This window comes from Roseinatronobacter thiooxidans (assembly GCF_001870675.1).
Taxonomy (GTDB): domain Bacteria; phylum Pseudomonadota; class Alphaproteobacteria; order Rhodobacterales; family Rhodobacteraceae; genus Roseinatronobacter; species Roseinatronobacter thiooxidans.
In genome coordinates this window covers 292,494-317,144 of the sequence record NZ_MEHT01000009.1, presented here as the reverse complement: position 1 = coordinate 317,144, position 24,651 = coordinate 292,494, and the positions used below count along the sequence as shown (strand labels likewise).

Below are 24,651 nucleotides of genomic sequence, written 5' to 3'. Positions count from 1 at the left end.
TCATGCATGCCAGCCGAAACTGACAACAGGAGTGTTCCATGTCAAAAACCACTATTATCGTTGCTGTCAGCGCGACCCTCGCCTTGGCCGCATGTGCACGTCAGGCGCCAGAGCCTGAACCCGCGCCAATGCCCGCGCCCATTATCATGGAGCCAAGCAGCTACAAAGGCTGAGGGCCATGAATATACGGGTCAGGCGGTAATGTCTGGCCCGTACACCGCAACTGCCACCCTGAGCCATGGGGGGCAGTCATGCTGAAGCATCGCGGTTTTCCCGGGCGTTTGCCCAGCACTGATTTCCAGTTCACCATTCGCCGCGCCAACCCAAAAGGCGTGACCCCGCTTGTGGCACGCAAGCGCTTTGCCGACCGGCGCGCCGCTGACCGGCGCGCGGATGAGGCCTTTCTTGGCGCATTGATGGCGCATTTCTCCGATGGCCCGTTCGAGCGGGGCAATCTGGATGCCGGCCGCCTGTCGTGGCTCTTGGGCCGCGAAGTTGTGCCCGCCTCCGAACCCTTTGACCCCGAAAGCTACGAGGCTTTGCTGCGCGTTGACATGCGCGTTGCACAGGCCAATTTCCCCCAGCTTTTTGACGGGTCTTCTGAATTCGCATTTGACACATGGGAAGAGTGATGTCTGCGCGCACCATTCCCCACAGCCCATTCCCGGAAAAGGAGTCCGCATGTTCCGCAAGATCCTGATCGCCAATCGTGGCGAAATTGCCTGCCGCGTCATCAAGACAGCCCGCAAGATGGGTATTGCAACCGTGGCGGTCTATTCCGATGCCGACCGCAACGCGCTGCATGTGCGCATGGCCGATGAAGCGGTGCATATCGGCCCGGCCCCTGCGAACCAGTCCTATATCGTGATTGACAAGATCATGGACGCCATTCGCCAGACCGGCGCGGAAGCAGTGCATCCGGGGTATGGGTTCTTGTCCGAGAATATGAAATTCGCCGAAGCGCTTGCCGCCGAGGGCGTGGCCTTTATCGGCCCGCCTGCCAGCGCGATTGAAGCGATGGGCGACAAGATCACCTCGAAAAAGCTGGCGGCAGAAGCCAATGTCAGTACTGTTCCCGGCTATATGGGCCTGATTTCCGATGCTGAAGATGCTGTGAAAATCAGCAACGAAGTCGGCTATCCGGTGATGATCAAGGCCAGCGCGGGCGGCGGCGGCAAAGGCATGCGCATCGCATGGAACGATGAAGAGGCGCGCGAGGGCTTTCAGTCCTCCAAGAACGAGGCGGCCAGCAGCTTTGGCGATGACCGCATTTTCATCGAGAAATTCGTGACCCAACCGCGCCATATTGAAATTCAGGTGCTGGCCGACCAGCATGGCAACACGGTTTACCTGCATGAGCGCGAATGCTCGATCCAGCGCCGCAATCAAAAGGTAATCGAGGAAGCCCCCTCGCCATTTCTGGATGAAGACACCCGCCGCGCCATGGGCGAGCAGGCCTGCGCGCTGGCGGCGGCTGTGGGCTACACCTCGGCGGGCACCGTGGAATTCATTGTGGACGGTGACCGCAATTTCTATTTCCTTGAAATGAACACGCGCCTTCAGGTGGAACACCCTGTGACAGAATTGATTACAGGCGTTGATCTGGTTGAACAGATGATCCGCGTGGCCGCGGGCGAGAAATTGCCTTTCGCCCAATCAGACCTGAAGATCAACGGCTGGGCCATGGAATCGCGCCTTTATGCCGAAGACCCGTATCGCAACTTTCTGCCCTCGATCGGGCGTCTGACGCGCTACCGGCCCCCTGCCGAAGTGGTCGAAGCCGCGCGCGCCGTGCGCAACGATACCGGCGTCTACGAGGGTGGCGAAATCTCGATGTATTATGACCCGATGATCGCCAAACTCTGCACTTGGGCCCCCACCCGCGCCAAGGCCATAGAGGAAATGCGTCTGGCGCTGGACGAGTTCGAGTTGGAAGGCATTGGCCATAACCTGCCGTTCCTCTCTGCCGTCATGGACCACCCGCGCTTTGTCTCGGGCGAGATTACGACTGCCTTTATCGCCGAAGAATACCCCGACGGGTTCGAGGGGGCTGCGCTGACAGATGATCTGCTGCACCGCGTGGCTGCGGGTGCATGTGCCATGAACCGCGTGGCCGAAATCCGGCGTGCGCGCGTTTCTGGGCGGATGGACAACCACGAACGCGTTGTCGGCACCGAGTGGGTCATCAATATCGACGGGCATAGCCTGCAAGCCAGCATAGCCGCCGACCGCGAGGGGGCGACTGTCCTGCTGGCAGGGCAGGAGTTCCGCATCACCTCCGACTGGAAACCGGGCCAGCCGCTGGCGCGCCTGATGATTAATGGCACGCCACTGGTTATGAAGGTGGGCAAATTGCCCGGCGGCTTCCGTCTGCGTCTGCGCGGGGCGGATCTGAAAGTGCATGTCTTCTCGGAACGGCAGGCCGAACTGGCCCGTTTGATGCCCGAGAAAGTGCCCGCCGACACCTCGAAGCTGCTGCTATGCCCCATGCCGGGTATGGTTGTGTCAATTTCGGTCGAGGAAGGGGACGAGGTATATGAAGGTCAGGCCCTTGCCACGATTGAAGCGATGAAGATGGAAAACATCCTGCGTGCCGAACGCAAGGGCAAGGTCGCCAAGGTCAATGCGGTTGCGGGCGCATCTTTGGCCGTGGACGAAGTCATCATGGAGTTTGAATGATGCAGGCCCGCAGCCCCATGCGCCTGTTTGTGATGTATTTCATCAGCTTTGTGGCGGCGCTGGCGCTATGCTGGCTGATCCTGATGCGCCTTGCCGAGGGCGTGCGCGAAGGGCAATGGATGCTGCTGCTATTGCCGCCACTGGGGGGGATGGCAGTTTTTCACGGGTTGTTTCCACTGCTTAGCCGTATCCGGTTGGGGCTGGAATTCATCGCTGTGGGGGGCGGGCTGGTCTATGGTCTTGGTGCGGTTTTGACGGGCGTCGTCTGGCTGGGCCTGATGGACCCGGGGACAGCACTTGTTTTCTGGCTGGCCGGTGTGTTCGGGCCGGGCTGGTGGATCATGTCGCAATGGGCCGAGAAGATCGGGTATTTCAAATGACCCATCTGCAACAGGCGCGGGGGAAAGCGGCGCAGCCGCTTGGGGGCGGCAGCCCCCCGCAAGATAGGCTTGGCGGCAGCCACAATAAGGTCAAACCCGTTTACCGCCCGGCGGGGCGCTGCTCCAGCATTTCCTGCCGCCGCGTTGGGAACCGGTCGATTACCGCCATCAACTCGCGCCCCGACCGCACTGCCGGACGCCGTGCCTTGACCTCTCCATCCTTGTCGATGATGGCGGTCATGAAGGCGCGCGGGCGCAGCACCTGCCGCAATGTGCTGCGGTCCTGCGGATGGGCGTCAAAGATTACGACGGCATCACGCTCGATGAATTCTGCGGCCCGTTCGCGCAAGGCATCCAGCTGGCGGTTGAATTGCGGGTCATCAGGTGTTTCTGCCATCACCACGATGATGCGCCGTTCCCAGATGAAATCGCGCACATCCACCTCGCGGGCATCCAGAAACAGCAAAGTGGTATCGGGATCAAGCGCTTCGTCTTGCGCATCGGTCACGGTTTCGGCCTGTGCGGCCAAGGCAGTGTCTTGGGCGGCTGCGCCAGTATCGGTGACTTCCGTCGCCCCAAGGGCGAATGGAAAAACGAGTGAGAAAACAATCGTAAAGAGCGGTTTCATAAGGCCTCCTGCATGTTGTGCATATAGGCGTAAATCCAAAGAAAACACCATAGGGCACGCATTTTTGCCGTTGCCTGACGTCAGAAAGGACTTGCCATGAGCGATCCGAAAAGCCGCTGGTCGACTATTGCGGCGAAAGAGTTGAAATCCCGCCCGCTTGACAGCCTGACATGGAACACCCTTGAAGGGATCAAGGTGCAGCCGCTTTACACGCAGGCCGATGTCGAGGGACTGCCCCATCTGGGCAGTATCCCCGGCGAGGCACCCTATACGCGCGGCGTGCGCGCCACCATGTATACAGGCCGCCCTTGGACGATCCGGCAATATGCGGGCTTCTCCACCGCCGAGGAGTCGAACAGCTTTTACCGCAAGGCGCTGGCATCGGGGCAGCAAGGTGTGTCTGTGGCCTTCGATCTGGCCACCCATCGCGGCTATGACAGCGACCACCCGCGCGTTGAGGGGGATGTGGGCAAGGCCGGTGTGGCCATCGACTCGGTCGAGGATATGAAAATCCTCTTCGATGGTATCCCGCTGGAAAAAGTCAGCGTGTCGATGACGATGAACGGCGCGGTCATTCCAATTCTGGCAAATTTCATTGTCACCGGCGAAGAACAGGGCGTTGACCGCAAACTTCTGTCCGGCACCATTCAAAATGACATTCTCAAGGAATTCATGGTCCGCAACACCTATGTCTATCCGCCCGAACCCTCGATGCGGATCATCGCGGATATCATCGAATATACCAGCGCCGAGATGCCGAAGTTCAACTCGATCTCGATTTCCGGCTATCACATGCAGGAAGCAGGCGCCAATCTGGTACAGGAACTGGCCTTTACGCTGGCTGATGGGCGCGAATATGTGCGCGCGGCCATTCATCGCGGCATGGATGTGGACCATTTCGCAGGCCGCTTGTCGTTCTTCTTTGCCATCGGCATGAATTTCTTCATGGAAATCGCCAAATTGCGCGCCGCGCGTCTGTTGTGGTCGCGCGTGATGGAAGAGTTCGACCCCAAAGACCCGAAATCCAGCATGCTGCGCACGCATTGCCAGACATCGGGCGTTAGTTTGCAGGAACAAGACCCGTATAACAACGTGATCCGCACAGCCTATGAGGCGATGTCGGCAGTGCTGGGCGGCACGCAGTCCTTGCACACCAATGCATTGGACGAAGCGATTGCCCTGCCCACCGATTTCAGCGCGCGCATTGCACGCAACACGCAGTTGGTGTTGCAGGAAGAAACCGGCGTCACCAAGGTCGTGGACCCATTGGCGGGCAGCTATTACATTGAAAAGCTGACCAATGATCTGGCCGATGCCGCTTGGGCGCTGATGCAAGAGGTGGAAGAACTGGGCGGCATGACCAAGGCGGTCGCCTCTGGCATGCCGAAACTGCGCATCGAAGAGACAGCGGCACGCCGTCAGGCCATGATCGACCGCGGCGAGGAAGTGATTGTCGGCGTCAACAAATACCGCAAGGACAGCGAAGACCCGATCGATTTCCGCGATATCGACAATGCCAAAGTGCGCGACAGCCAGATTGCGCGACTTGAGAAAATTCGTGCAACCCGCGATCAGGCCGCGTGCGATGCCGCCCTTGAAGAACTGACCCGCCGCGCCACCGAGGGCGGCAACCTTCTTGAAGCGGCTGTTGATGCCGCGCGCGCCCGCGCCTCTGTCGGAGAGATCAGCATGGCTATGGAAAAAGTGTTCGGCCGCCACCGCGCCGAGGTCAAGACTTTGGCAGGTGTCTATGGTGCCGCCTATGAGGGCGATGACAGCTTCGCCGCCATTCAAGCCGATGTCGAAGCCTTTGCCGAGGTAGAGGGCCGCCGCCCGCGCATGCTGGTGGTCAAGATGGGGCAGGACGGGCATGATCGCGGGGCCAAAGTGATTGCCACCGCATTCGCCGATATTGGGTTCGATGTCGATGTCGGCCCTCTGTTCCAGACCCCGGACGAGGCCGCGCAGGATGCGATCGACAATGACGTGCACCTGATCGGCATTTCCAGTCAGGCCGCTGGCCACAAGACGCTTGCACCGCAACTGGTGAAAGCGCTGAAAAAGGCAGGTGCGGATGATATTTTGGTTATCTGCGGGGGCGTTATTCCGCAGCAGGATTACCAGTTTCTTTACGATGCAGGCGTGAAGGCCATTTTCGGGCCGGGCACGAATATTCCAGATGCGGCAAAGAAAATTCTGGATCTGGTGCGCGCAGCGCGTGGCCTGTCCGACAAGTCTTGAAAGATTGCATCAGGGCGAGGGGGGAACCCCTCGCCCTAATATCGCGGTTTAAGCTGTTGCCGTGCGGCCCAGTTTCGCATCCAGCGACCACGCGCCCGCGCCTGTAACCCATAGCGCCAGATACCCGCCTGCAAGGCCAAGGTTTTTCAGCACCTGTGTCATCTGCATCTGGTCGGCAGGGTCGAAATGATAGAGCAGCCCCGACAGCACACAAAACCCCGCCAGCGCAAGCGCGGTGATGCGTGTCTGGAACCCTGCAATCAGCGCCAGACCGGCGATGATTTCAAACAGGACGACAGGCCAGGCCAGTATTGCGGGAATTCCGCCTGTTGCCATGAAGCCGCCAAAGCCCGCGACATCGCCAAGTTTGCCAAGCCCTGCGACAACGAAGAGAAGCCCCAGCAGTATACGCGCGGCAAGAAGAAAGGTTGTGTTAGTCATGATGATATATCCTTTGTCAGTGATGACAGACACATAGCTTTTCACCCCCAAGCAGCGCCATTCCGCATCAGGCCACAGCAGCTGTGCAATAAACGACACCTGCCAGGAACTGCGCCGCATACCCGTTCAGTCGCCACCTGAAAGACAGGTGTCCTGTGTAAAATGGCCCTCAGTTACGAAGGTTAGCTCTGCGGGACAACTCAGCCATTCGCCTGCGCGGAGTACAGGCCGTAGGCCGCCGCGCATCGCCGTGCCGTACCCCGGCACGGCGATTTGGCTTGGCTACGCGCAAAGCCTTGTTCATACGCGGATTTGGCTGGCATAAAGTGCTGTAGCAGGAAGCGAGCATCGCCGCACTACGGCCCGACGCTGCGCGGCTTGGGTCACCTCTTCAATGTCCCCGAAGCCCTTCCCAGCCGTCACCTGTTATCTTGCGTCAGGTGACGAACTCTGGGTGGCAGTTTGCGCTTTCATCTCCCAGCGTCCGCTGTCTTCGGACCAGTATTCCGCCAACACCCCTGCCGCCACCATTGCTTTCCACTGAAGGCGCGCATGCGCGACGGCATCGGAGTCGTTGCCATCGAACAGCACCCAAAGCCGTTCCAGTTGGGCGACTTCCTCGGGCTGCGCTTCGGCGGAATCGATTGCCATGACAATCCGGGCCGCATTCGGACTGGTGGTCTGTGTGGTCAGCAAAATGGGCTGGGCGGCATCATGCGGGCCACCGGCCAGCCCATGGGGCAGAAAGCTTGCTTTATGCCCAAGCCACAGCGCCGCGTCCAACCAGTCCAGCCGCGCGGCATCGCGCGCGCGCACGGCCACACGCAGCCCCTGACCATAGGCGCGTGTCAGCAGGTTGGTGGCTGTCACCTCCAACGGGTTCTGCGTCAGGTGGTAGAACATAGCCTTGCCCATCTGGCGTTAACCGTCCTCGAATTTGGCGCGGATCAGGGCGTCAAGCGTCAGAACGCCCCATCCTGACGCACCTTTGGGGGCATGGGCGCTGTCGGTTTTTGTCAACGCCACGCCTGCAATGTCCAGATGCACCCAAGGCATATCCGGCTTGATGAAATGTTGCAGGAATTGCGCAGCGGTAATGGAGCCTGCAGGCCGCCCGCCTGTGTTCTTTATATCGGCGATGCGCGATTTGATCAGCGGTTCATAGCCAGGGTCCAGCGGCATGCGCCACGCCCCCTCGCCAACCTGAGCGGCCGCTGTCAGCACGCTTTCGGCCAGATCGTCATTATTGGAAAACACACCTGCCTTTTCATGCCCAAGGGCGACGATGATGGCCCCTGTCAGTGTGGCAAGATCGATCACCGCGCGGGGGCTGAATCGGGTTTGCGCGTACCACAGCACATCGGCCAGCACCATGCGCCCTTCGGCATCGGTGTTGATGACCTCGATCATGTCGCCCTTCATGGATTTCACCACATCGCCGGGACGTTGCGCGCGGGCATCTGGCATATTCTCGACCAGACCAACCAGCCCGATGACATGCGCGCGTGCCTTGCGTTCGGCCAAGGCGTGCATCAGCCCCACAGTGACCGCCGCGCCGCCCATGTCCATGGTCATCTCTTCCATGCCTGCGCCCGGCTTCAATGACACGCCGCCTGTGTCGAACATCACGCCCTTGCCCACAATGGCCACAGGCGCGCCGCTTGCCCCTTGCCATTTCATGATCGCCACCTTGGATGGGCTTTCAGACCCTTGCCCTACAGCCAGAAGCGCGCGCATGCCAAGCTGCTCCAACGCGTCCTCATCCAGAATCTCGATTTTCAGGCCAAGTTCGGCCATCCCTTCGATCTGTTTGGCAAAGCTGGTGGTGGTCAGGATATTGGCCGGGGCATTGACCAGATCGCGCGTCAGGTGGACCGCGCGCGCCATGCTTGTTGCCAGTTCCAGCGCTTCGGTGGCCGCAGGCGCGTCAGCAACCATCAGATGCAGGGGGCCGAATTCGGGCTTCGGGTCGGATTTCTGGGATTCGTACTGATAGGCGCGCAGCATGGCGGCCTGTGCCATCTCGCCCACTGGCAGGCTGTCGGCGCAGATGAGCGTCGCGCTTTTGTCCTGAACCTTGCCGATTGTCAGGCCTGCGGCGCGCAACTCAGTTTCAGCAGGGGTGTGTGACAAGCGGATAAGATGAACAGATTCGGCCAGCATCCCCGATGGAAAGCCAAGTTTCAGCCCCGCGCCGGATTTCAGCTTGGCGAATGCTTCGCTCGCAACCGCGCGCGCAATCGCGCCATGGGTCAGTTGGTCCGCATGCTGGGTGGCACGGGGCAGGGGGCTGCCTACATCCGCGAACAGAATGACCTGCCCTGTATGAGTGGCAAGCGCGTCAGGTGTGAAAGGCTTGGCTTCGGTCAGCAAGCTGCGGGTCATATGGCCTCCGGGTGTTGGTTCAGCCCAGAGGTAGCGCGACTAAGGCAGAAAGGCCATGCTGGTTTCATGCCAAGGTTTAATTCCCGTCGCTGTCTGTCTGGCGGCCTTCAGAACCGCAGGTTAAAATGCCGTGTCAGGCCGATCTGGGCTGAAATCTGGTTGCGGCTGCCTTGTTGCACGATGGGAGAGTCCGCCGCGTCGCCTTGCAACCGGTCATAGCGCAGCCTGCCGGTCACGCCCCAATCGGCGTTCAAGGGTTGATAGCCGCCAAGTTCGGCCCCGACCGAATACAGGCCACCGCTGGGGGTGTAAGCAGTGGGAAAGGACGGACCAGTTTCCGCCCCCGTCACGCCAAAATATGTCCGCATAAAGCGGGCATCGCCAAATTCGGCGCGCGGCCCCCCATATAAAACCAGTCCTGTTTCGCTGCGGTAGATCAGGTTCGTCCCAATTTCGCCCGCGAAAGCCTTGTGGCCAATCACCCCATAGCGCAGGTCGCCATAAACTTCCCACCATTCGGCAGAGTGGTGCAGGCCCAAACCGATTTCCAGCGCGGCATCTACATCGTTCAATCCTGCAAGCTCGTCCTTGCCTTCGCGCTTGGAGATATAGCGAAACGCGCCGCGTAGCCGTGTGCCGGGAACAAAACGCGCAGGCCCATCCGGGTCGCCAAGTTGCACGGCACCAAAGCGCAGGCCGGTAAAGCCAAGACTGCCCGTCGGGCTGATGGTGTAATCATCCGCCCCGAAGTAGCTGGGCGCAACGCCCGCCCCACCTGTCACCGAAAACGACAACGCGCGATCCTGTGCCAGCACGGGCTGTGACAGCAAGGCTGCGGCAAGTATACCTGTCGAAATGGCACAAAGACGGTGTTTCATGATACTCCCAAACGTTAAAAGCGACTCAGGTCGTGGTGGTCTCGATTATACTTAAGGCCTTTTGTGTGGATTTGCATCTGTCCAAGTTGGAAATATGAATCTGCCACAGAAATCTTGTTATTTGGTTACAGAGCGGGCATCAGAGCGGTGAAAAAACAGGAAATCGGAATGCAGTTCACAATCGCTATCGATGGTCCCGCAGCGGCCGGAAAAGGCACGATCAGCCGCGCAATCGCTCAGCATCTGGGCGCGGCCCATCTGGATACAGGGCTGTTATACCGCGCGGTTGGCATGAAAACGGGCGATCCGGTCGAGATTGCGCGCACGCTCTCGGCGCAGGATCTTGCGCGCGAGGGGTTGCGCACAGTTGCGGCGGGTGAGGCTGCCAGCCGTGTGGCCGTCAACCCGCAGGTGCGCGCCGCACTGGTTGCGTTCCAGCGCGACTTTGCCCGCCGCGAGGGCGGCGCGGTTCTTGACGGGCGCGATATTGGAACTGTCATCTGCCCGCAGGCCGAAGTGAAACTGTTTGTCACCGCCAGCCCCGAGACGCGCGCCATGCGCCGTTGGCAAGAAACGGGCGAAGGCAGCTATGACGAGGTGCTGGAGCAGGTGCGCATTCGGGACGCCCGCGATATGGAACGCGCAGATGCGCCGTTGCGTCCGGCAGAAGATGCCGTGGTGCTGGACACGACCGATCTGAGCATCGAGCAGGCTATTGCGCAGGCCCAAGCAGTGATCGCCGAACGTCTGGGGCGGGTATCGCGGCCTTAGCGCCCGCGATAGGGTTCCACATATTGCAGTGCCATATCCCATGGAAAGAAAATCCATGTGTCCTGACTGACTTCGGTGATGAAGCTGTCCACCATGTCGCGGCCCATCGGCTTTGCATAGACAGTGGCGAAATGCGCTTTCGGGTAGAGTTTGCGCACCAGATCCAGCGTCTTGCCGGTATCTACCAGATCATCGATCACCAAAATGCCTTCGCCCTGATCGCCCATGATCTCGGCTTGCGGGGCTTTCAGGACAACGGCTTCGGCCTGAGTCTGGTTGTCATAGGATTTCACGGAAATCGTATCGACCACACGAATGTCCAATTCGCGCGCGATGATCATTGCAGGCGCCAGCCCGCCGCGCGTAATGGCAACAATCGCCCGCCATTGCCCGCCACCGGGGCCTTGCTGTTCCAACCGCCACGCAAGCGCGCGGCTGTCGCGGTGGATCTGGTCCCAGCTGATGTGGAAGCCTTTTTCATGGGGCAGGCGCTCGGTCATTCTCAAGCCTCTTTCTTGCCGGTCACAACATCAATATCGGGCGCATCTACGGCTTTCATGCCGACGACATGATAGCCTGCATCGACATGCAGGTTCTCGCCCGTTGTGCCAGAGCCGAGGTCTGACAGCAAATACAGCGCGGCCTTGCCAACTTCTTCCTGCGTAACATTGCGCCGCAGGGGAGAGTTCAGCTCGTTCCATTTCATGATATAGCGGAAATCGCCAATGCCGGATGCCGCAAGCGTCTTGATCGGCCCCGCGCTGATGGCATTGCAGCGAATGCCGTCTTTGCCCAGGTCTTCGGCAATATACTTGACCGATGCTTCCAGCGCCGCTTTTGCCACGCCCATCACATTGTAATGCGGCATAACCTGTTCTGCGCCGTAATATGTCATGGTCAGCAGGCTGCCGCCATCATTCATCATGCGGGCCGCGCGTTGGCATACGGCGGTGAAGGAATAGACCGAGATGTCCATTGTCATGTTGAAATTGTCGCGGCTGGTATCGACATAGCGGCCGCGCAATTCGTTCTTGTCGGAAAAGCCGATGGCGTGGACGACAAAATCTATCTTGCCCCAGAGCGCTTCGAGGTCTGCAAACAGCTGGTCGAGAGAGGCCATGTCGGCCACGTCACATTCAAAAACCTGCGGCGTGCCAAGACGTTCCGCCAGCGGCAGCACGCGTTTTTTCAGCGCTTCGCCCTGATACGAGAACGCAAGTTCCGCGCCATGTTCGGCCAGTGCCTTGGCAATTCCCCATGCGATGGATTTGTCATTCGCAAGGCCCATAATCAGGCCACGCTTGCCGTTCATCAAACCGCTCATTTTATGTCTACCCCAAGATGACGTTACGGTGTTCTATGCCAAGCCATGCACAAGGGCAAGATTGTCCGGGGTGAAACACAGGATGCGCCAAGGCGCGGCAGGGGCGCGGCGGTTGAAACCCTTTATGCGGGGTTGCGTCATCTGACAGAGTTGTTAACACTTGTGAATTAAAATAGTTTCCTGTTGGGTGCTGTGGCGAAACCTGTCACTTTGTGATGTGATCATGTCCATGCAAAAAGGAATGACCTTGAGCGAGCGAAGCGGAATATTTGCCGGGCAAGACCCGTTCGAGATTGTGAAGCGTTGGCTTGACGAGGCGGAACTTTCCGAACCCAATGACCCCAATGCAATCGCCCTGTCGACTGTCGATAGCACAGGCATGCCGAATGCGCGGATGGTGCTGCTGAAAGATATCGCACCCGACGGTTTTACATTCTACACAAATTTCGAGAGTGCCAAGGCGCAGGAATTGGAATACGGCGGCAAGGCTGCTTTTGTCATGCATTGGAAGTCGTTGAGGCGTCAGGTGCGCGTGCGCGGGCATGTCAGCAAGCTGGATGGGCCAGAAGCCGATGCATATTACGCGTCAAGATCGCTGAAAAGCCGCCTTGGGGCATGGGCGTCGCGCCAGTCGCAACCTTTGGGGTCGCGGGCGGAACTGATGGCCGAAGTTGCGCGCCAGACCGCGCGCCATGGCACCAACCCGCCGCGCCCGCCTTTTTGGGGCGGGTTCAAGATTACCCCTGTCGAAATTGAATTCTGGGCCGATGGTGCGTTTCGATTGCATGACAGGATATGCTGGCGTAAAGCGCCTTCAGAGACGGGTTGGACCATATTGAGATTGTCGCCCTAAGTCCTGAAAAAGCTGATATCTGCGTTTGTATTCTGTGTTCCGAGTGTTAATCCAAAGACTGTGGTCCGCGATCCGCTAGATCACCCCAGAACAGGCGAGACAGTAAGAATGGCCTCTGACGAAAGCTCCGTCGAAATCATCGCGGGGGTGGTTAAATGGTTTGATCCGGCCAAGGGTTTTGGCTTTATCTTGTCGGATGAGGCAGAGACGGATATTCTGCTGCATGCCAATGCGCTGCGCAATTTCGGTCTGAGTTCTGTCTGCGACCGCGCGCGCATCCGCGTATCGGTGCAAAGCACCGCGCGGGGGTTGCAGACCCATGAAGTGCTGGAAGTGCTGCCCCCCGAAGACGAGACCGCGTCAACCGATGATGCAGACGGGCAGGCCATGCCGATCGACACCTCTATCCCGATAGAGCCCGGGCGGGTGAAGTGGTTTGACAAGGTCAAGGGATTTGGCTTCGCCAATGTCTTTGGCAGGTCCGAGGATGTGTTCATTCACATGGAAACCCTGCGCCGGTCTGGCATGGCCGATCTGCAACCGGGCGAAGCCATCGCCCTGCGCGCCGTCGCGGGAGAGCGGGGGCGCATGGCCGTCTCGATCGAACCGTGGGAGGCAGGTATCGTGCCGCGCAAGGCCGAAAGCGGGGCGGCACAAGAATGATGCGCGCCTTGCACATAGTGCTGGTGGCGGGTGTACTGTCTCTGCTGGCGAATGGCGCTTTTGCCGCCTGCGCAGAGGAATATGTCGATCTGCGCGGCCCATGGGGGCAGGCGCGTTTCTCTGTCGAGATTGTCGATACCGAAGAAACGCGGGCACGCGGGCTGATGCACCGCGAAAGCCTGCCGCGGTCTGCTGGAATGCTGTTCATCTATGACGCGCCGACAGAACCCTCGTTCTGGATGCGCAACACATTGATCCCGCTGGACATGATTTTTGTTGATCCGACAGGGCAGGTGACGCGCATTCACCGCGACGCGATTCCGCATGACATAACGCCGATTCCCGGTGGCCCGAATGTTTTGATGGTGCTGGAAATCAACGGCGGTTTGTCGCAGATGCTGGGCATGGTCACGGGCAGCGAGATGCGCCACCCGCGGCTGGATCAGGCTGCCGCGCTCTGGCCATGCGAGTGAGCATTTTTCTTTTGCCGAAAGTTCAATTCGCTCTTTTCTCTGTCCGACAACCCCGCTAAAGACACTCTCAGTCGGGGCGTGGCGCAGCTTGGTAGCGCGACGGTTTTGGGTACCGTAGGTCGTAGGTTCGAATCCTATCGCCCCGACCATCTTCTGAAGTTTTGTCTGTGTGCGACATCTCGCCAGTCTGTGCGATAACAGGTTGTATTTCGGTGCGTGATGCCTATCTGTATCTTCTAACGCCAGGGGGCCAGATATGCCGAAACTGATCAAGCTCTATATCCAGCAGATTTTCATAGGCTTTGGTCTGTCTGCGGTCTTTACCGCCATTCTGATATATTTCGACATCGGCAATCTTCAGAGATTGCTGCTTGGCTCCAGCGACGGGTTGCTGGGGCTTTTTCTTATCTTCTTCTTCAACGGGCTTGTCTTTGCGGCAGTTCAGTTTGCCATTCGCATCATGCGGATGGGGTATGAAGACGATGATGACGATGATGACGACCGCGGCATGCCCATCTGGAACGGCAAGCTGATTCCGATCCGCATTTCTACACGCGACAGGGACGGCCTGCGCTAAGGCAATCTCAGGGAAAGCTGGCGGGTTTTTCTGGTTCAAGCTGCTGGCAGCATAAAACAAAAGCGTTTCGGCAGTTTCAACAGAAAAACCGGAACGCTTTAAAGGGCGGCAGGCCCGCAGCAACCGTGGTGGCGTGAATTTCCCGAGAGCCTGAAAATTCAGGTGGGCGCCAGATAACAAGGCCAGGACCCTGTCAGAGCCAGCTCCCTCGGATGTACTTATCGGCCACTGGAAAAGGGCCACGCACGCGAAGAGCAGCACCTGCCTGCCATACAGATAGGTTGCGTCTGGCAGTGGTGCAAGATCAAACATGCACTTGACGCAAGTTCATGATGTGTTCATGTTTACCCCGATGCAGCCCTTACCCCCAGACCAACAGCCATTGGCCCCCGGCATGGTGCTGGCGCGCGGTGTTAGCCGCTGCCTCAGCAGTCTGGGGTTTGCGCCATTGACCGAATTTGTGCCCGCGCGCGGGCTGCGTGTCGATGTCATGGGGCTTGGTCCGAAGGGCGAGATCTGGGTAATCGAATGCAAATCCAGCCGCAGCGATTTCATGTCAGACCAGAAATGGCAGGGCTATCTGGAGTGGTGCGACAGGTTTTTCTGGGCTGTCGGCCCCGAATTCCCGACCGAGATTTTGCCCGAGCCCTCTGGCCTGTTGCTGGGGGATGGATATGGCGCTGAAATCTTGCGTATGCCCGACGCCATGCCTTTGGCGCCAGCGCGGCGGAGGGCGGTGCTTCAGGGGTTCGCGCGGCAGGCCGCATTGCGACTGGCGCGCACATATGATCCCAATTTCGATGCGGCGGGGTTCTGACCCGTTTGAACGGCTTGCAACAACAACCACCAAGCTTGCGGGCATGAAAAAGCCCGGCACAATGGCCGGGCCAAGACAGAATTTCAGCGGTTTTATTCGCCCAGTTGCTCGTTCAATTCGGCGAAAGCGGCAGTGAAGCCGATCAGGGACATATTCAGGTTCACAACCTGATCTGGTGCCGCAACAGGTACCAGCGACCATGTCGCAGTTGCGCCACGACGAAATGCATCAACTTCGGCAGCCGTGAAGCCCACCCGTGCAATGCAGCCGATGGCGGTGCAGAATGTGAAAGGGTAGCGTTTTGCATCCCCATTATCGACCTGCATGACCAACTGCGCCGTCAGCAGCGTGTCAAGCGGTGTCAGGATGGTTGCGCCTGCCGCTGCCTCTTGGCCCGGGGGCAGGGGGAATACAGTGATTTCCGCAGTGGCGTTGCCTTCGCCGTCACGCAGAAGCTGGTACATCTGGCAAGGGTCTTGTTCATCAGGAATGCGCACGCAGACAAGTTCCCAATCGCCATGCGTGTTGCCAACATAGCTTTCGTCATTTTCCTGAGTGATGATTTCACCCGTAGACAAGCCTGTCAGGGGCGAGTCGGCCGCTTCGGATGTCTGTGCGAACAGACTTGATGCGCTTAATGTAAAGGCCGCGGCGGCCATGGTTGTTTTGATAATGCCAACAGTCCACTGTGCCATTCTGGTTCCTTAAAATCATGGTCTGGATTGGGGAACTGGTAACATGTGTCAAATCAAGAGTCAGGCAGAAAAACGAGATTTGCGAGACATTTGAACATCTGTGAGCCAGCAGCAGCGCCACCGATCCCGGCCAAAGACTGGCAGCCAGTGCCCCAAACTGCCAACACGCGCACGAAGGCCGCGCTGCGCAAAAATTAAAATAAGGGCCCAAAGGCCCTTATTCGTTTAATTTTTTTATCTCCCTGCCGGACCGGCCGACGAATTGACAAGACGTTAGAATTAAATCTTGGGTCCGTCAACAGAAAAACCTTTGCCAGATTTTCTGCATTGCGCGTACAGGTTTACATGCGTTGACAGGCCAGCGGACAGGCCAGCGCACAGGCAGCCATGCGCCCAAAAAACGCTGCGCCAGTGGCGCAGCGAGTCTGACAGGGAGGAAATGCAGACAGGGCATGCCTGCCCTTCCACTCTGCCTTGGAAAGATTAAGAATGCCTTTCCAAAGCAGCCTGCGCTGTTCTAGGCTTGGCGCGGCGTTTGTGTGTATTGCAGGTTTGAGCAGGAAAGGTTTTTTATGTCGATTTCGCAAAAAGCAATCTTCGTGGGGGGCGGGGGCGAGACGCAGCGCGACCCGCAGGTGTTGCGTCTGGATTATGGCAACCGGCATGGCTTGATTGCGGGTGCCACCGGCACAGGCAAGACCATCACCATGCAGGTTCTGGCCGAAGAATTCTCGGCGGCGGGCGTGCCGGTCTTCCTGACCGATATCAAGGGCGATGTGGGCGGCATGGCGATGCCCGGCACCCCGCGTGCGGGGCTCGAACGGCGCGCCGAACAAATCGGGCTGGAGGGGTTTGGCTACCGTGAAACGCCGGTCATTTTCTGGGATTTCTTTGGCGAGCATGGCCACCCTGTGCGCGCGACCATTGCCGAAGTTGGCCCGCTTTTGCTGTCGCGCATGCTGGATCTGACCGAGGCGCAGGAAGGCGTGATCAATGTGGCCTTTCGCATTTCCGACGATGAAGGCTTGCCGATTCTGGACCTGAAAGATTTGCGCGCGATCCTGAATTTTCTGGGCGAGAACCAGCGCGAAATTTCACTGCAATATGGCAATGTCACCACACAAAGCATCGGGGCCATCCAGCGCAAGCTGCTGGTGCTGGAAAATCAGGGGGCGGCGCATTTCTTCTCGGAACCCGCGCTGGAACTGGCGGATTTCATGCGCATTGCCCCTGACGGGCGCGGCTATGTCAGCATTTTGCATGCCGAACGGCTGATGCGCACCCCGCAGCTATATGCGACCTTCCTGCTCTGGCTGTTGTCGCAACTGTTCGAGGAATTGCCAGAGGTTGGAAACCCGGACAAGCCTGTGTTGGTGTTCTTCTTTGACGAGGCGCATTTGCTGTTCAACAATTCCCCCCGCGCGCTGGTGGAAAAGGTGGAACGCGTGGCGCGGCTGATCCGGTCCAAGGGGGTGGGGGTCTATTTCGTGACACAAAACCCCGATGATGTGCCCGAGTCCGTCTTGGGCCAGTTGGGCAATCGTATCCAGCATGCGTTGCGCGCTTTCACTGCGCGCGACCAGCAGGCGCTTCGCCGCGCCGCGCAGACCTACAGGCCCAATGCGCGGTTTGATATTGGCGATGCCATCCGCGATGTCGGCGTGGGTGAGGCGGTGACCTCGTTTCTGGAAGATAAGGGCAGTCCGGGAATTGCCGAACGCACGCTGATCCGCCCGCCGTCCTCGCAGATGGGGCCGATAGAAGAGGGCGCGCGCCGGATGCTGATGCTGCGCGCGCCGGTTGCGGGCAAGTATGAGGTGATGATCGACAGCGACAGCGCGCATGAAATGCTGGCGCGCCGCGCAGAGCAGGCGGCGAAAGAGGCCGAAGCGGTATTGCAGCAGGCCGAGGCGGAAAAAGAGCGTGAATTCACCGCTGCGCGCCGCTATCAGCCGCCCGCGCGCGGGGCCAGCCGGGAGGCGCCGGGTCGAAGCCCGGCGCGGCGTGGCGACTCGGCTGTGGATGTGTTTGCCAAATCTATGGCGCGGCAATTGGGCACGCGCTCTGGGCAGGCGCTTGTGCGCGGTGTGCTTGGCGGGCTTCTGAGAGGACGGTGAGCGCTTGAGGCGGCCGTCATTTGCCTGTAGAGGCTAGCGCCTGAACCTAAGGCGGAGTGCGCGCGCATGAAATTTCTAGATCTTGCTAAGGTCCAAATCCGCTCTGGCGGGGGTGGGTCCGGTTGCGTGTCGTTCCGGCGCGAGAAATTCATTGAATATGGTGGCCCTGACGGGGGCGATGGTGGTCGGGGTGGCGATGTCTGGGCCGAAGTGGTCGATGGGCTGAACACGCTGATCGATTTCCGCTTTCAGCAACATTTCTTTGCCAATTCCGGCCAGGGCGGCATGGGGCAGGGCCGCACGGGCAAGGATGGTGCTTCGGTAACCTTGCGGGTGCCTGTGGGCACCGAGATTCTGGACGAAGATCAGGAAACGGTCATCGCCGATCTGACAGAAGTGGGCCAGCGTGTGCTTCTGGCCAAGGGTGGCAATGGCGGCTGGGGCAATCTTCAGTTCAAGTCATCGACCAACCAGGCCCCGCGCCGCGCCAATCCGGGCCAGCCGGGGGTTGAGCGTGAAATCTGGCTGCGCCTGAAACTGATTGCTGATGCCGGCCTTGCGGGCCTGCCCAATGCAGGCAAATCGACCTTTCTGGCCGCCACATCCAACGCGCGGCCCAAGATTGCGGATTACCCGTTTACCACACTGCACCCCAATCTGGGGGTTGTGGGTGTGGATGGGCGCGAGTTTGTCATGGCCGATATTCCCGGCCTGATTGAGGGTGCCTCCGAAGGGCGGGGCTTGGGCGACCAGTTTCTGGGCCATGTCGAGCGGTGCTCGGTGCTGTTGCAGCTTGTCGATGGCACATCCGAAGATGTGGCCGAAGACTGGCGTATCATCGACCATGAGCTTGATGCCTATTCGCATGATGTGGCCATCAAGCCGCGCATCATCGCGCTGAACAAGATCGACGCGCTGGATGATGAGGAACGCGCCGAGAAAAAGGCCGCACTCGAGGCGATTTGCGGGCGGCCTGTGCATATGATCTCGGCGGTTTCGGGCGAGGGGATGCAGACTGTGCTGCGCGCCCTGCTGGCACGGATCGACAAGTCGAAACCCCGCGAAGAGGATGATGGGCCATGGCAACCCTGACTGCTGCCAGCGCGCTGGCACAGGCGCGCAGGGTTGTGATCAAGATAGGCTCGGCGCTGTTGGTGGAACAAGGCAGTTTGCGGGGGGAATGGCTGCGCAGTCTGGCCGCAGATGTGGCCGCTTTGCGCGCGGGCGGGGCGGATGTGGTGATCGTGTCTTCCGGCTCTATCGCGCTGGGGCGCGGGGCGCTGGGGCTGCCTGCCGGGGCTTTGGCGTTGGAGCAAAGCCAGGCGGCGGCCTCTGTCGGGCAGATCCGTCTGGCGCGCGCCTATGAAGAGGCTTTGACGCCGCATAAGATTGCCACAGGGCAAATCCTGCTGACGCTGGATGACACGCATGACCGCCGCCGCTATCTGAATATCCGTGCGACACTGGCCACTTTGCTGGGCCTTGGGGTTGTGCCGATTGTAAACGAGAACGACACAATCGCCACCGATGAAATCCGCTACGGCGACAATGACCGGCTGGCGGCACAAGTTGCGGTGACAATCGGGGCCGATCTGCTGGTGCTTTTGTCCGATGTGGACGGGCTGTATACCGGCAACCCGCAGACCGACCCGCAGGCGCGCCATTTCGCGCAGGTCGATATGATCACCCCCGAGATTGAGGCGATGGCGGGTGCGCCCACCTCCAGCCTGTCGAAAGGGGGCATGAAAACCAAGGTCATGGCCGCGAAAACGGCAGTGGCGGCGGGCTGCGCGATGGTGATTACGGCGGGCGCTGCCATGCATCCGCTGGACCAGCTGGCAAAAGGCGCACGCGCCACGCTGTTTCTGGCACAGGGCGACCCGCGCTCGGCGCGCAAGCGCTGGATTGCAGCGATGAAGCCCAAGGGCGTTTTACATGTCGATGCGGGTGCGGTGCAGGCGCTGGGGCAGGGCAAGTCGCTGCTGCCTGCGGGGGTTGCGCGTGTCGAAGGGCAGTTTCAGCGCGGCGATCCGGTGGCCATTATGGGGCCAGAGGGGCCGTTGGGCATCGGGCTGGCAGGCTATGACAGCGTAGAGGCTGCCGCGATTGCGGGCCACCATTCGCGCGAGATTGAACAAATACTCAACTATCCGGGCCGCGTGGCCCTTATCCACAGAGACGAGATGGCCTTATGACCGAAATCAGTCCCCAGATGTTTGAGATGGGCGCGCGCGCCCGTGCTGCTGCTACAGTGCTTGCCACCACCCCGCCCGAGGCCAAGGCGCAGGCGCTGAACGCCGCCGCCGAGGCGCTGATCGCGGCGCAGGAGACGATCCTTGCGGCCAATGCCCTTGATATGGCAGCGGGGCGCGACAAGGGGCTGTCGGCTCCGATGCTGGACCGACTGATGCTGGACGCGGCGCGTTTGCAGGGAATTGCGGGCGCCTTGCGCGAGATTGCGGCGCAACCCGATCCTGTGGGCGCGGTCATCGCGGAATGGGATCGCCCAAACGGGCTACATATCCAGCGCGTGCGCACGCCTCTGGGCGTGGTCGGCGTGATCTTTGAATCGCGGCCGAATGTCACGGCGGATGCGGGCGCGCTGTGTCTGAAATCCGGCAATGCCGTGATCCTGCGCGGTGGGTCGGAGAGTTTCAACTCCTCGCGCGCGATCCATGGCGCGCTGGTGGCCGGATTGCAGGCGGCAGGGCTGCCCGAAGATGCGATCCAGCTTGTCCAGACCACCGACCGCGCGGCTGTATCGGACATGCTGCGCATGGTCGAGCATATTGATGTGATCGTCCCACGCGGGGGCAAGGGGCTGGTGGGCTTGGTGCAGCGCGAGGCGCGGGTGCCGGTATTCTCGCATCTCGAAGGCATTTGCCATGTCTTTGTCGATGCCAGCGCCGATGCAGAGAAAGCGCGCCGCGTGGTCCTGAACGCCAAGACACGCCGCACCAGCCCTTGCGGGGCGGCGGAATGCCTGCTGATCCACCGCGACATTGTGGGCGGGCTTGGCGCGCAGATTATTGCCGATCTGGTCGCCGCAGGGGTGGAGATGCGCGTGGGCGACGGCTTGCAGCATCTGCCCGGTGTTGTGGCTGCGCGCCCGGAGGATTTCGGCTATGAGTTTCTCGACATGATCATGGCGGCGGCGGTGGTCGAAGATGTCGAGGGCGCAATGGCGCATATTCGTGCTTATGGCTCGCAACATACCGAGGCGGTGATTGCGGAAGATGCGGGGGTCGCTGCGCGGTTCTTTGCGGGGCTGGATTCGGCCATTCTGATGCACAATGCCTCGACCCAGTTTGCCGATGGGGGCGAATTCGGGCTGGGGGCCGAGATTGGCATTGCCACCGGCAAGATGCATGCACGCGGGCCAGTGGGGGCAGAGCAGTTGACCAGCTTCAAATATCTGGTCACAGGCGATGGCACAGTGCGGAAATAAACCCCAATTGCGGGGTTAAACCCGTTCGGTGGCGATGGTGAACTTGTCCAGCACTTGTGCAAGGTCACTGTCGCTGGCGCTATCCTTGGCGTCGATCCGCGCGACAAGGCCGCGATGCTTGTCTTCAACCACCTCTGACACGCGCGCGGCCAGCTTTGCATCGCTCAGTGCCGCATCCAGCACGCGCGCAATCGCCAAGCGCCGCAAATCGGGCTTGAACACTTTGCCAACAGCGGTTTTGGGCAATTCGTCCAGAACCTCGATATGTTTGGGGATGGCGGCACGTTCCGAAATAAGGTCCGTCACATGCGCCAGCAACGCATCTGGCGTGGTGCGCGCGCCGGTGACAAGTTCGACATAGGCGCAAGGCAACTCGCCCGAACGCGCATCCGGCTGGCCAATGGCACCGGCAAAGGCCACATCGGGGTGGCTGAGAAGTGCCTCTTCAATCTCGGCGGGGTCGATATTGTGGCCGCCGCGAATGATCAGGTCTTTCTGGCGGCCTGTGATCCACAGATAGCCATCTTCATCAACGCGCCCCAGATCGCCTGTGCGCAGAAAATCCCCTGCGACATACAGATCATGGTTTTTCTTTTCTTCTGTATAGGTTGGCGGGGTCACGCCGGGGCTGCTGATACAAATTTCACCCACCTCATTCGTGGCGCAGTCTACCATGGCGCCATTATCTGTGCGCATGATCCTGACCTTGGTATAGGGCAGCGGCAACCCGACAGAGCCGATTTTTTTCATCCCGTCCACAGGGTTGCAGGACACAAGGCAGGTCGCTTCGGTCAGGCCATAGCCTTCGGCAATCTGCACGCCGGTCGCTTGCTCGAAACGCTTATACGTCTCGCGCGGCAGCGCGGCAGAACCCGAAATGCCGGTGCGCAGGGTTGTGATATTGGCATCCACCTTGCGCTGCATCAGGGCCGACAGGGCTGTGGGCACTGTGATCATGAAGGTGACGCCCCAACGCTCGATCAGTTTCCAGAAATTGTCGAACACCCCCTCGCCGCGGTAGCCTTGGGGGGTGGGAAAGACGACATGCGCGCCCGACATGATGCAGCACATCAAAATGGGATAGGCCGCAAACACATGGAATAGCGGCAGAGGGCAGAGAAGCACGTCCTTTTCCGTGAAGATCAGCTCTGCCCCCAGCCAGCCATTATAGATCATCCCGCCATAGCGGTGCTGCGCCATTTTGGGCATGCCTGTGGTGCCGCCCGTGTGGAAATAGGCCGCAATCCGGTCGGTTTTTGGTGCGTCAAAGGTCAGTGCATCGCTTGGCTGGCGGTCAAGTTCGCGGTGAAAATCCAGCACTTTCGCGGGGTGGTTATGCGGGTTCTTGGGGCGGATGAACGGCACGATCCAAGCTTTGGGCGGGCTGAGATGGGGCAGCATGTCCAATTCCAGCACTGTCTGGACATCTGGCGCAAGTGCCACAGCCTGCGCCACTTTTTGCGCCACATCGGTTTTGGGAAAGGCGCGCAGCGTGACGACAACTTTCGCGCCCGTCTCGCGCAAAAGCGCTGCAATTTTCTCCGGCTCCAACAGCGGGTTGATGGGCGACACGCGCCCCGCTGTCATCCCGCCCAGCAGCGTGATGGCGGTTTCATTCAGCGTGGGCAGAATATAGGCGACACTGTCACTTTCCCCCACACCAAGGCTGCGAAACAGATTGGCCGCTTGGGTGACGCGCGCCAGCAGTTGCGCCCATGTCAGCGTTTGCGCTTTCGCACCGGGGGCGGCGAACATCTGAAAGCTGATGGCCTTGCGCGCGCCGTGGCGTTTGGCAGTTTGTTGCAGCGCCCGATAGACCGAGACAGGCATTTCGCGCGCGTCCCAACTGCTTTCAGCCTCGATCGCGCGCAGATCGGCGCCGGTCTTGAATGGATGCATGGCGGGCCTCCCTTCCCAATGCACCCAGCAGAGCATTGATAGCCCCGCCACGCAAGCCACAGGCAGGCCGGTGCCCGTTCAAAGGCGCGTGTTCAGGGCAGGCGTCAGGCCTCGCGCGGGCGCAGGGCCAGCCAAATCAGCGCAGAGCCTGCCAGCACAAGGAAAGGCAGCATCGCCATATTGACCAGTTGCCAGCCCGTCTCGGCATTGCCCCCAGAGCAATTCATCAGCGTGCCGGAACTGAGCGAGGCGACAAAAACACCGCCAAAAACGATCATGTCATTCATGCCCTGCACCCGCCCGCGTTCTTCGGGGGTATGGTTGGCGGTCAGCATGGTTGTGGCCCCGATAAAGCCGAAATTCCAGCCCACACCCAGCAGGATCAGGGCGATATAAAACTGCTCCAATTCTACCCCCGTCATCGCCACCGCGCCCGAGGCGGCCAGAATGACCAGCCCAGTGCCCACAATGGCCCGCGCGCCAAACCGCGCGATCAGATGGCCGGTAAAGAAGGATGGCGCATACATTGCCAGCACATGCGCCGAGACGATATTGGCCGCATCCGATGTGGCAAAGCCGCAACCCACCACCGCCAGCGGGGTCGAGGTCATGACAAGGTTCATCAGCGCATAGGCGACTGTGCCGCAAATCACGGCCACTGCAATAACAGGGACACTCAGCAACTCTCTGCGCGACCGGCCTGCAATGCTGGTGCTGGTGGGCTTGGGGGGGGTGGGAATGTCCAGCGCGCTTAGCAGCGCCACGCCTGCGATATTCAGCGCGATCACGGTCAGATAGGTTGCCAGAAACGGCACCGGCATTGCATCAGTCGTCAACGAGACCAGTTGCGGGCCGAATACTGCCGAGAGCAGCCCGCCTGCCATGACATAGGAAATCGCCTTTGGGCGGAATTCGGGGGTGGCTGTGTCGGTCGCGGCAAAGCGGTAGAACCCGTTGGCCGACATGTAAGTGCCGGTGATGAAAGACCCGAGAAGAAACAACTCGAAAGAGCCAAGCATCAGCGCATAGGCCGAAATCGCTGCCCCCACAGCACCCGCGCCGCAGGCCACCCAGAACCCCGCGCGCCGCCCGTAAGCCTGCATGAAACTGGACAGCGGCGTGGCCGCCGCCATAGACCCCAGCACGATCAGCGAGATGGGCAGCGTGGCCCAGCAGGGGTTAGAGGCCAGCATCTGCCCCGCAAGCCCGCCAATGATGAACAGGATCGGCAATTGCGCGCCCACCACTGCCTGCGCAGCGACAAGGACCATCACATTGCGTTTGGCGCGGGCGTTATCGGGGGTTGCAACTGTATCATTCATGCGCGCAGGATTAGACGGAATATCTGGCTTGGGGAAGGGGTCTTTTACATGTGCAACAAA

25 protein-coding genes and 1 tRNA gene are annotated in these 24,651 nt (G+C 59.9%); 16 read left to right on the top strand and 10 right to left on the bottom strand.

Annotated features, from left to right (window positions below; translation table 11 throughout):
• The first annotated feature begins 38 nt into the window (after positions 1–38).
• The 4 genes from BG455_RS17645 to BG455_RS06115 all read left to right on the top strand — a co-directional run bounded on the left by BG455_RS17645 (position 39) and on the right by BG455_RS06115 (position 3,059).
• Entirely contained in the window at positions 39–173 is a 135-nt protein-coding gene (locus BG455_RS17645) for a hypothetical protein (protein WP_281243905.1), read from the top strand.
• Between the two features lie 78 nt (positions 174–251).
• A complete protein-coding gene (locus BG455_RS06125) occupies positions 252–632 on the top strand; it encodes a hypothetical protein (protein ID WP_071469055.1) in 381 nt (126 codons plus the stop codon).
• Positions 633–681: 49 nt separating this feature from the next.
• The gene (locus BG455_RS06120; protein ID WP_071469054.1) at positions 682–2,679 is read left to right on the top strand and encodes an acetyl-CoA carboxylase biotin carboxylase subunit; all 1,998 of its coding nucleotides are present in this window, start codon (positions 682–684) and stop codon (positions 2,677–2,679) included.
• Positions 2,676–3,059: a hypothetical protein gene (locus tag BG455_RS06115; RefSeq protein WP_071469053.1), complete on the top strand. Its 384-nt coding sequence runs from the start codon at positions 2,676–2,678 to the stop codon at positions 3,057–3,059. Before BG455_RS06120 ends, BG455_RS06115 begins: the two co-directional genes overlap by 4 nt.
• Before the next feature lie 100 nt (positions 3,060–3,159).
• Here the strand turns inward: BG455_RS06115 and BG455_RS06110 are convergent, their stop codons facing one another.
• Positions 3,160–3,687 carry a DUF4174 domain-containing protein gene (locus BG455_RS06110; protein WP_170124686.1) on the bottom strand — a complete coding sequence of 176 codons (528 nt, stop codon included), beginning with the start codon at positions 3,685–3,687 and terminating at the stop codon, positions 3,160–3,162.
• A gap of 96 nt (positions 3,688–3,783) precedes the next feature.
• Here BG455_RS06110 and scpA point away from each other — a divergent pair, with 96 nt between their 5' ends.
• Positions 3,784–5,928: a methylmalonyl-CoA mutase gene (gene scpA / locus BG455_RS06105; protein WP_071469051.1), complete on the top strand. Its 2,145-nt coding sequence runs from the start codon at positions 3,784–3,786 to the stop codon at positions 5,926–5,928.
• Positions 5,929–5,976: 48 nt separating this feature from the next.
• Here scpA and BG455_RS06100 read toward each other — a convergent pair whose 3' ends face one another.
• The 4 genes from BG455_RS06100 to BG455_RS06085 all read right to left on the bottom strand — a co-directional run bounded on the left by BG455_RS06100 (position 5,977) and on the right by BG455_RS06085 (position 9,632).
• Positions 5,977–6,369, bottom strand: coding sequence for a DoxX family protein (locus BG455_RS06100; RefSeq protein WP_071469169.1), 393 nt, complete (start codon positions 6,367–6,369; stop codon positions 5,977–5,979).
• Between the two features lie 426 nt (positions 6,370–6,795).
• The gene (locus tag BG455_RS06095; RefSeq protein WP_071469050.1) at positions 6,796–7,284 is read right to left on the bottom strand and encodes a DNA polymerase III subunit chi; all 489 of its coding nucleotides are present in this window, start codon (positions 7,282–7,284) and stop codon (positions 6,796–6,798) included.
• Between the two features lie 6 nt (positions 7,285–7,290).
• Complete coding sequence (locus BG455_RS06090) at positions 7,291–8,754, bottom strand: leucyl aminopeptidase (RefSeq protein WP_071469049.1); 1,464 nt, start codon at positions 8,752–8,754, stop codon at positions 7,291–7,293.
• A gap of 107 nt (positions 8,755–8,861) precedes the next feature.
• Positions 8,862–9,632 (bottom strand): MipA/OmpV family protein, encoded by a 771-nt coding sequence (locus tag BG455_RS06085; protein ID WP_071469048.1) that lies wholly within the window; start codon positions 9,630–9,632, stop codon positions 8,862–8,864.
• 168 nt (positions 9,633–9,800) lie between these two features.
• On the opposite strand from BG455_RS06085, the gene BG455_RS06080 reads away from it, so the two are divergent.
• A complete protein-coding gene (locus tag BG455_RS06080) occupies positions 9,801–10,403 on the top strand; it encodes a (d)CMP kinase (protein ID WP_071469047.1) in 603 nt (200 codons plus the stop codon).
• Here BG455_RS06080 and gpt read toward each other — a convergent pair.
• Both gpt and fabI read right to left on the bottom strand, forming a co-directional pair.
• Entirely contained in the window at positions 10,400–10,903 is a 504-nt protein-coding gene (gene gpt, locus BG455_RS06075; RefSeq protein WP_071469046.1) for a xanthine phosphoribosyltransferase, read from the bottom strand. The two genes, BG455_RS06080 and gpt, sit on opposite strands and share 4 nt — an antisense overlap.
• Before the next feature lie 2 nt (positions 10,904–10,905).
• The gene (fabI, locus tag BG455_RS06070; RefSeq protein ID WP_071469045.1) at positions 10,906–11,727 is read right to left on the bottom strand and encodes an enoyl-ACP reductase FabI; all 822 of its coding nucleotides are present in this window, start codon (positions 11,725–11,727) and stop codon (positions 10,906–10,908) included.
• 247 nt (positions 11,728–11,974) lie between these two features.
• Between fabI and pdxH the strand changes: the two genes are divergently transcribed.
• From pdxH to BG455_RS06040, 6 genes are all read left to right on the top strand, one after another.
• Positions 11,975–12,580, top strand: a complete 606-nt coding sequence (gene pdxH / locus BG455_RS06065; RefSeq protein ID WP_071469168.1) for a pyridoxamine 5'-phosphate oxidase — start codon at positions 11,975–11,977, stop codon at positions 12,578–12,580.
• A gap of 108 nt (positions 12,581–12,688) precedes the next feature.
• Positions 12,689–13,243 (top strand): cold-shock protein, encoded by a 555-nt coding sequence (locus BG455_RS06060; RefSeq protein ID WP_071469044.1) that lies wholly within the window; start codon positions 12,689–12,691, stop codon positions 13,241–13,243.
• A complete protein-coding gene (locus BG455_RS06055; RefSeq protein WP_425438719.1) occupies positions 13,243–13,716 on the top strand; it encodes a DUF192 domain-containing protein in 474 nt (157 codons plus the stop codon). Before BG455_RS06060 ends, BG455_RS06055 begins: the two co-directional genes overlap by 1 nt.
• Before the next feature lie 72 nt (positions 13,717–13,788).
• Positions 13,789–13,865: transfer RNA gene (locus BG455_RS06050), tRNA-Pro, on the top strand.
• 107 nt (positions 13,866–13,972) lie between these two features.
• The gene (locus tag BG455_RS06045) at positions 13,973–14,293 is read left to right on the top strand and encodes a hypothetical protein (RefSeq protein WP_071469042.1); all 321 of its coding nucleotides are present in this window, start codon (positions 13,973–13,975) and stop codon (positions 14,291–14,293) included.
• A 340-nt stretch (positions 14,294–14,633) separates the two neighbouring features.
• The gene (locus BG455_RS06040; RefSeq protein ID WP_084386163.1) at positions 14,634–15,110 is read left to right on the top strand and encodes an MmcB family DNA repair protein; all 477 of its coding nucleotides are present in this window, start codon (positions 14,634–14,636) and stop codon (positions 15,108–15,110) included.
• 92 nt (positions 15,111–15,202) lie between these two features.
• Here BG455_RS06040 and BG455_RS06035 read toward each other — a convergent pair whose 3' ends face one another.
• Positions 15,203–15,805, bottom strand: coding sequence for an invasion associated locus B family protein (locus BG455_RS06035; protein ID WP_071469041.1), 603 nt, complete (start codon positions 15,803–15,805; stop codon positions 15,203–15,205).
• 572 nt (positions 15,806–16,377) lie between these two features.
• Here BG455_RS06035 and BG455_RS06030 point away from each other — a divergent pair.
• The 4 genes from BG455_RS06030 (at position 16,378) to BG455_RS06015 (ending at position 21,370) form a co-directional block, all read left to right on the top strand.
• On the top strand, positions 16,378–17,922 hold the full coding sequence (locus BG455_RS06030) for a helicase HerA-like domain-containing protein (RefSeq protein ID WP_071469040.1): 1,545 nt from the start codon (positions 16,378–16,380) through the stop codon (positions 17,920–17,922).
• A gap of 66 nt (positions 17,923–17,988) precedes the next feature.
• Positions 17,989–19,014, top strand: coding sequence for a GTPase ObgE (gene obgE / locus BG455_RS06025; protein WP_071469039.1), 1,026 nt, complete (start codon positions 17,989–17,991; stop codon positions 19,012–19,014).
• On the top strand, positions 19,002–20,117 hold the full coding sequence (gene proB, locus BG455_RS06020) for a glutamate 5-kinase (RefSeq protein ID WP_071469038.1): 1,116 nt from the start codon (positions 19,002–19,004) through the stop codon (positions 20,115–20,117). The genes obgE and proB overlap by 13 nt, the downstream gene beginning before the upstream one ends.
• Positions 20,114–21,370: a glutamate-5-semialdehyde dehydrogenase gene (locus tag BG455_RS06015; RefSeq protein WP_071469037.1), complete on the top strand. Its 1,257-nt coding sequence runs from the start codon at positions 20,114–20,116 to the stop codon at positions 21,368–21,370. The genes proB and BG455_RS06015 overlap by 4 nt, the downstream gene beginning before the upstream one ends.
• A 15-nt stretch (positions 21,371–21,385) precedes the next feature.
• On the opposite strand, the gene BG455_RS06010 is transcribed toward BG455_RS06015, so the two are convergent.
• Positions 21,386–23,269, bottom strand: coding sequence for an acyl-CoA synthetase (locus BG455_RS06010; RefSeq protein WP_071469036.1), 1,884 nt, complete (start codon positions 23,267–23,269; stop codon positions 21,386–21,388).
• Between the two features lie 104 nt (positions 23,270–23,373).
• On the bottom strand, positions 23,374–24,591 hold the full coding sequence (locus BG455_RS06005) for an MFS transporter (RefSeq protein WP_071469035.1): 1,218 nt from the start codon (positions 24,589–24,591) through the stop codon (positions 23,374–23,376).
• Between the last annotated feature and the right edge of the window lie 60 nt (positions 24,592–24,651).